The organism is Bradyrhizobium sp., from assembly GCF_016462955.1.
In the GTDB taxonomy this organism is placed as follows: domain Bacteria; phylum Pseudomonadota; class Alphaproteobacteria; order Rhizobiales; family Xanthobacteraceae; genus Bradyrhizobium.
This window is the reverse complement of the sequence record NZ_JAEMSD010000350.1, coordinates 1-7315: the sequence shown is the minus strand read 5'-3', so window position 1 is coordinate 7315 and position 7315 is coordinate 1. Positions and strand designations below refer to the sequence as shown.

The 7315-nt window shown below is 65.9% G+C and carries 7 protein-coding genes; all 7 read left to right on the top strand.

The annotated features are described in order from the left end of the window. Window positions 1-606 (top strand): LptF/LptG family permease (locus tag JHD07_RS27735; protein ID WP_291627845.1); only part of this gene is annotated, 606 nt, incomplete at its 5' end. Beyond that, window positions 603-1700 (top strand): LPS export ABC transporter permease LptG, encoded by a 1098-nt coding sequence (lptG, locus tag JHD07_RS27730; protein ID WP_291627843.1) that lies wholly within the window; start codon window positions 603-605, stop codon window positions 1698-1700. The genes JHD07_RS27735 and lptG, both read left to right, overlap by 4 nt. A gap of 44 nt (window positions 1701-1744) precedes the next feature. After that, a complete protein-coding gene (locus JHD07_RS27725) occupies window positions 1745-4189 on the top strand; it encodes an LPS-assembly protein LptD (protein ID WP_291627847.1) in 2445 nt (814 codons plus the stop codon). A 73-nt stretch (window positions 4190-4262) separates the two neighbouring features. Beyond that, the gene (locus JHD07_RS27720; protein ID WP_291627841.1) at window positions 4263-5198 is read left to right on the top strand and encodes a peptidylprolyl isomerase; all 936 of its coding nucleotides are present in this window, start codon (window positions 4263-4265) and stop codon (window positions 5196-5198) included. Then, on the top strand, window positions 5198-6223 hold the full coding sequence (pdxA, locus tag JHD07_RS27715) for a 4-hydroxythreonine-4-phosphate dehydrogenase PdxA (protein ID WP_291627839.1): 1026 nt from the start codon (window positions 5198-5200) through the stop codon (window positions 6221-6223). The genes JHD07_RS27720 and pdxA overlap by 1 nt, the downstream gene beginning before the upstream one ends. Beyond that, on the top strand, window positions 6223-7077 hold the full coding sequence (gene rsmA, locus JHD07_RS27710) for a 16S rRNA (adenine(1518)-N(6)/adenine(1519)-N(6))-dimethyltransferase RsmA (RefSeq protein ID WP_291627837.1): 855 nt from the start codon (window positions 6223-6225) through the stop codon (window positions 7075-7077). Before pdxA ends, rsmA begins: the two co-directional genes overlap by 1 nt. Before the next feature lie 25 nt (window positions 7078-7102). Continuing rightward, the coding region (locus JHD07_RS27705) for an alcohol dehydrogenase catalytic domain-containing protein (protein ID WP_291627835.1) at window positions 7103-7315 on the top strand (213 nt) is incomplete at its 3' end.

The window sequence follows — 7315 nt, the reverse complement described above, 5'->3', positions numbered from 1 at the left end:
GCCGAGCACGGCGAGATCGTGAAGAACGAGACCGGCTCGTTCCTGGTGCTGGAAACCGGCAATCTGCAACGCTTCGAAGCCGGCAAGCGCGATCCGGCGCTGGTGGCCTTCGGCCGCTACGGCTTCGACATGTCGAAATTCTCGGGCCAGGGCCGCGACGTCACTCTCGGCATCCGCGAGCGCTATCTGTGGGAGCTGTTCTCGCCCTCCGATGACGATCCCGTCTACAAGCAGATCCCCGGCCAGTTCCGCGCGGCGCTGCACGACAGCATCCTGGCGCCGATCTATCCCTTCGCCTTCGCGGTGCTGACCTTCGCGTTCCTCGGCGCACCGCGCACCACGCGCCAGAGCCGGAACTTCTCGATCGGCTCCTCGATCGTCGCGGTGTTCGGCCTGCGCATGGCCGGCTTCGCCTGTTCGGTGATGGCGGTGAAATCGCCCGCCGCCGTGCTGGTCCAGTACGCGCTGGTCACGGGCGCGATCGGCATCGGCCTCGCCATGATCGTCGGCGGCGTGGTGGTCGAACCGCCCGCCGGCCTGATGGAGGCGATCAACAGATCGAACGCACGGATCGCGCGGCTGTTCGGACGTCCGGCGGTCGCATGAGCATGCTCACCAACACACTCGGACGCTATTTCGCCGGCCGCTTCGTGGTCGCGGCGCTCGGCGTGTTCGGCGGCATTTTCCTGCTGCTGGTGCTGGTCGACTACATCGAGATGGTGCGCAAGACCTCGGGGCTCGCCTCCGCGTCCGCTCTCATGGTCGCCGAGACCTCGCTGTTCCGGGTGCCGCAGTTGCTGGAGAAGTTGACGCCTTTCTGCATGCTGATCGGCGCCATGACCTGCTATCTCGCCCTCTCCCGCCGGCTCGAGCTGGTGGTGGCGCGTGCCGCAGGCATCTCGGCCTGGCAGTTCATCGCGCCGGCGCTCGGCAGCGCGCTCTTGATCGGGGTGATCGCCACCGTCGCCTACAATCCGATGTCGGCCAATTTGCGCGAACTGTCCAAGCGCATGGAAGCCGAGCTGTTCGGATCGGCGCCCGGCGGCGGCATCCAGGACGCCTCCGGCTTCTGGCTCAATCAGGTGACCAGCGACGGCCAGACCATCATCAATGCCGCGCGCAGCGAGCAGCAGGGCATCCGACTGACCGGGCTCACGCTGTTCCGGTTCGATCCGGGCCAGCACTTCAAGGAGCGGGTCGAGGCGCGCGAGGCGACGCTGGAGTCCGGCCGCTGGGTGTTCAGGGGTGTCCGCCGCTTCTCGCTCGACGCGCCGCCAATCGACCAGCCCAGCCTGGAGATCCCGACCACGCTGACAGAGGCGCAGGTCCGCAACAGCTTTTCCACTCCCGAGACTGTGTCCTTTTGGCAACTACCGAGCTACATCCGCTCCTCCGAGAGCTCGGGCTTCGCGACAGCCGGATACCGACTCCAGTATCAGAAGCTTCTGGCGCAGCCGTTTTTGCTGGCGGCGATGGTGATGTTGGCGGCTTCCGTATCGCTGCGCTTCTTCCGGATGGGCGGCGTGCAGAAGATGGTTTTGAGTGGCGTGGGCGCAGGCTTTCTGCTCTACGTTCTGTCGAAAGTGACTGAAGACTTGAGCAAGGCTGAGTTGATGCATCCGATCGCTGCGGCGTGGTTGCCCGTCGTGGTGGGCGGCCTCACCGGCTTTTTGGCCTTGCTCTATCAGGAGGACGGATAGTGACTGCCGTCCGCCGAGGGCTCGTGTCTCGTTTGACGCGGCGCATGGTGGTGCGCGCGAACGGGTGCGGCTTGTCCGTCCGCAAGCTCCTGATCGCCGCCGTCGCGGCTGCCTCGCTCGGCGGCCTGATCGACGCTGCCGCCGTGGCGCCGGCCCAAGCCCAGGGCTTCACCTACAATCCGCTGCCGCCGCGTCCGAAGCCGCCCAGGGTCCCCAACGACAACCAGATGCTGGTCCAGGCGACCGAGGTGAATTACGACTACAACAATTCGCGCGTCTCGGCGGTCGGCAACGTCCAGCTGTTCTACAACGGCACAAGCGTCGAGGCCGACAGGGTCATCTACGACCAGAAGAGCAAGCGGCTCCATGCCGAGGGCAACATCCGCATGACGGATGCCGACGGCAAGATCACCTATGCCGAGATCCTGGATCTCTCCGACGACTACCGCGACGGTTTCGTCGATTCGCTGCGCGTGGACACGGCCGACCAGACCCGCATGGCCGCGAGCCGCGCCGACCGCTCCAGCGGCAATTACACGGTGTTCGAGAACGGCGTCTACACGGCCTGCGCACCGTGTAAGGACGATCCGAAGAAGCCGCCGCTGTGGCAGGTCAAGGGTGCGCGCATCATCCACGACCAGCAGGAGAAGATGCTGTATTTCGAGACGGCGCAACTCGAATTCTTCGGCGTGCCGCTCGCCTACATGCCCTATTTCTCGACGCCCGACCCGACCGTGAAGCGCAAGTCCGGCTTCCTGATGCCCGGTTACATCTCCGGCACGGACAACACGGGCTATGGCGTCGAGGTTCCCTATTATTGGGCGATCGCGCCCGACATGGACGCAACCTTCACCCCGCGCTTCCTGTCGCGGCAAGGCGTGCTGCTGCAGGGCGAATTCCGCCAGCGCCTGATCGACGGCGCCTACCAGATCCGCGCCTACGGCATCAACCAGCTCGATCCCGGGGCGTTCTCCGGCCAGCCCGGCGACCGCGAGTTCCGCGGCGCCGTCGACACCAAGGGTCAGTTCGCGCTGAACGACAAATGGGTGTGGGGCTGGGACGGCGTCCTGATGTCCGACTACTATTTCTTCTCGGACTACCGGCTCTACCAGTACCGCGACCCGCTCAGCTCGTTCCTGCTGCTGCCGACGGAAGCGCTCTCGCAGCTCTATCTGACCGGCGTCGGCAACCGCAGCTTCTTCGATGCGCGCACGATGTACTGGCTGAGCTATTCGGGCAACCAGAGCCAGGTGCCGATCGTCTATCCGGTGATCGACTACTCCAACGTGCTCAACTATCCCGTCTTCAGCGGCGAGTTCAGCTACAAGACCAATTTCGTGAACCTGTCGCGCGATGAGGCGGTGTTCGATCCGATCACGACGCTCGCCAACACCAACAGCCTCTGCACCACGGCGTCGGCCGATCCGCTGGCCCGGATGCCGTCGCAGTGCCTGCTGCGCGGCTTCCCCGGCACCTACACCCGCCTCACCGCGGAAGCGCAATGGCGCAAATCCTTCACCGATCCGCTCGGCCAGATCTGGACGCCATTCGCGAGCCTCCGCGCCGATGCGATCAACTCCTCGGTCTCCAACCAGCCCGGCGTGTCGAACTACCTGCCGGTCGGCGATACCCAGGCCTTCCGCCTGATGCCGACCGTGGGCCTGGAATACCGCTATCCCTTCATCAACATTCAGCCCTGGGGCTCGACCACGCTCGAGCCGATCGCGCAGATCATCATCCGGCCGAACGAGACCTATGCCGGCAAACTGCCGAACGAAGACGCCCAGAGCATGGTGTTCGACGCCTCGAACCTGTTCAGCGTCGACAAGTTCTCCGGCTACGACCGCGTCGAGGGCGGCGGCCGCGCCAATGTCGGCGTGCAGTCGACCACGCAGTTCGACAGGGGCGGCGCCGTCAAGGTGCTGTTCGGCCAGTCCTATCATCTCTTCGGCCTGAACTCCTTCGCGGTCCAGGACAGCATCAACACCGGCATCAATTCCGGCCTCGACAAGCCGCGGTCCGATTACGTCACGAGCGCCAGCTACTCGCCCAACAGCACCTACACGTTCAGCGTCCGCTCCCGCATGGACGAGCAGACCTGGAACGTGCAGCGCTTCGAGGCCGAAGGCCGCGCCAACTTCAATCGCTGGTCGGTCAGCGTGTTGTACGGCAATTACGCGGCGCAGCCGGAACTCGGCTATCTGACCCGCCGCGAGGGCATCCTGACCACGGGCTCGCTGAAGGTCGCGAACAACTGGGTGGTGTCAGGCTCGGCGCGCTGGGACCTCGAGGCCAACAAGATCAACCAATATGTGCTCGGGGCCGGCTATGTCGACGATTGCTTCGTGCTGGCGGCGAACTATGTAACTTCGTATAGCTATTCCGCGGGCACCGCGCCGCCCGTACTGAGCCACGCGGTCATGTTCCAGATCGGCCTCCGCACGCTGGCGACGACGTCGACGACCAGCGGTCCCACCGGGCTCCAGTAAAAGACTGGTTTGAAGTAACGGCCGCGCGTGCCCCCGACACAGGCTCGACGCGGCTGACCTGCGAGCGAAAATCATGACGATGCCATTGCCCGCCTTCCGCCTCCTTGTCGCCCTCTGTGCCGCGGTGATGCTGACCGCCCTGCCCTCGCCCTCGCGCGCGCAGAACGTCGTCGTCATGGTCAATGGCGACCCGATCACCGATTTCGATATCGAGCAGCGCTCCAAGCTCGACCAGCTGACGACGCAGAAGACCCCGAGCCGGCAAGAGGTCATCAACGAGCTGATCGACGACAAGGTGAAGCTCAAGGAAGGCAAGAAATTCGGGGTCGATCCCGGCGTCTCCGACGTCAACCAGTCCTATGAGGGCATGGCGCAGCGCATGCGCATCACCCCGGAGCAGCTGACCAAGTCGCTCGAATCCAAGGGCGTCCGCCCGGAGACGCTGAAGGGCCGCATGAAGGCCGAGATGGTCTGGACCAGCCTCGTCCGCGGCCGCTACAAGGAGCGCCTCCAGGTCGGCGAGCGCGACGTCGCCCAGGCCGTGCAGGCCCAGACCGGCGACAAGCTCCAGATCGAGGGCACCGAATACAAGATGCAGCCGATCGTGCTGATCGTGCCGCGCGGCTCCTCGGCGGCATTCCTCGAGACACGCAAGAAGGAAGCCGAGTCCTATCGCGCGCGCGTGGCAAGCTGCGAGGAAGCCAACTCGCTGTTCCGCTCGACGCCGAACGCCACCATCCGCGACACCGTCACCAAGACCACTGCGGAACTGCCCGAGGCGCTGCGCAAATTGCTCGACGACACGCCGATCGGCCGCCTGACCGCGCCCGAGGTCACCAAGAACGGGATCGAGATGGTGGTGTTGTGCTCGCGCAAGCCGACCATGATCGACACGCCCAAGAAGCGCGAGGTGCGCGAGAAGATGTATCAGGAGAAGTACGAGAAGACCCAGAAGGCCTATCTCGATGAGCTCCGCAAGGCGGCGATGATCGAATATCGCAACCGCTGATGGCCGAGCCTTCTTCAGAGCGCCTGGCAAAGCCTCTTGCCCTGACCCTGGGAGAGCCCGCCGGCATCGGGCCCGACATCACGATCGCAGCCTGGCTCAAGCGGGGCGAGCTGAACCTGCCCGCCTTCTACCTGCGCGGCGAGGAGGCGCTGATCGCGCGCCGCGCCAAGGCGCTCGGCGCCGACGTCAGGATCGCCGCTGTGAGCCCCGGCGAGGCTGCTGCGGCCTTCGCTGATGCCCTGCCCGTGGTCGCGACCGGCGAGCGCGCGAGCGCCGACCCCGGCAAGCCCGACGCATCCAGCGCGCCGGCCGCGCTCGCCTCGATCCGGCAGGCGGTGACGGATGTCCGCGAAGGACGCGCCGGCGCCGTCGTCACCAACCCGATCGCCAAGAGCGTGCTCTACCGCGCCGGCTTCCGCCATCCCGGCCACACCGAGTTCCTCGCCGAGCTCGCCGCGGAGAACGGCCGCGTGCCGCAGCCGGTGATGATGCTGTGGTCGCCGCAGCTCGCCGTGGTGCCCGTGACAATCCACGTCTCGCTGCGCGATGCGCTGGCAGAGCTCAGCAGCGAGCTGATCGTCTCGACCGTCCGCATCGTCGCCACCGAGCTGACATCCCGCTTCGGCATCGCCAGGCCGCGCATTGCGGTCTCAGGCCTCAATCCGCATGCCGGCGAGGACGGCTCGCTCGGTCACGAGGAGCAGACCATCATCGCTCCGGCGCTGAAGGTGCTGCGCGGCGACGGCATCGAAGCCAGGGGGCCGCTGCCCGCCGACACCATGTTCCACGCCGCCGCGCGAAAGACCTACGACTGCGCCGTCTGCATGTATCACGACCAGGCGCTGATCCCGATCAAGACGGTCGCCTTCGACGATGCCGTCAACGTCACGCTCGGCCTGCCCTACATCCGCACCTCGCCCGATCACGGCACCGCCTTCGACATCGCCGGGACGGGCAAGGCCAATCCGGCGAGCCTGATCGCCGCGCTCAAGCTCGCGAGCCGCATGGCCGCGTCCCGAAGCTGATGAGCGCGATCGACGACCTCCCGCCGCTGCGCGAGGTCATCCGCCGCCACGCGCTGTCGGCCAGGAAATCGCTCGGCCAGAACTTTCTGCTCGACCTCAACCTCACCGCGCGCATAGCGCGGGCCGCGGCACCGCTGGACGAGGCCACCATCGTCGAGATCGGCCCCGGCCCGGGCGGGCTGACGCGGGCGCTGCTCGCGCTCGGCGCCCGCCGCGTCATCGCCATCGAGCACGACGAGCGCGCGATCCCGGCCTTGCAGGATATTCCCGCACGCTACCCCGGCAGGCTCGAGATCGTGCACGGCGATGCCATGAGCTTCGACCCGCGCCCGCTGCTCTCGGGCGAGCGCGCGAAGATCGTCGCCAACCTGCCCTACAACATTGCGACCCAGCTTCTCATCAACTGGCTCACCATCGAGCCCTGGCCGCCCTGGTACGAGATGATGGTCTTGATGTTCCAGCGCGAGGTCGGCGAGCGCATCGTGGCGCGGGAGGACGAGGAGGCCTATGGCCGGCTCGGCGTGCTCGCCAATTGGCGCTGCGAGACCAAGATCCTGTTCGACATCGCGCCCTCTGCCTTCGTGCCGCCGCCAAAGGTCACCTCCTCGGTCGTGCGTCTCGTGCCGCGGGCGGAGCCGCTGCATAGCGATCGCAAGCTGCTCGAGCAGGTCGCAGCCGCGGCCTTCGGCCAGCGCCGCAAGATGCTGCGGCAAAGCCTGAAGTCGCTCGGCGTCGATCCCGCGCGGCTTGCGAGCGCCGCGGGCGTCGACGCGACGCGACGCGCCGAAACCATCCCCATCGCCGGCTTTGTTGCCATGGCACGTGAATTGGCCGATATACGCAGCGAAACGTGACAATCAGAATTTCGGAGGAAGGAATATGGCGTTGATGCGTCGGCAGTCCCTGGTCAAGTTCGATGCGCCGCTTTGCGAGACCATCGTGGACACGCCCAAGCCGCAAGGCCGTGAGGTCCTGGTGCGCATCGAGCGCTGCGGCCTCTGCCATTCCGACTTGCACATCCAAGACGGCTATGCCGATCTCGGCAGCGGCAACAAGCTCGGCAAAGCGTTGATAACGTCTATCAAAAGCGTT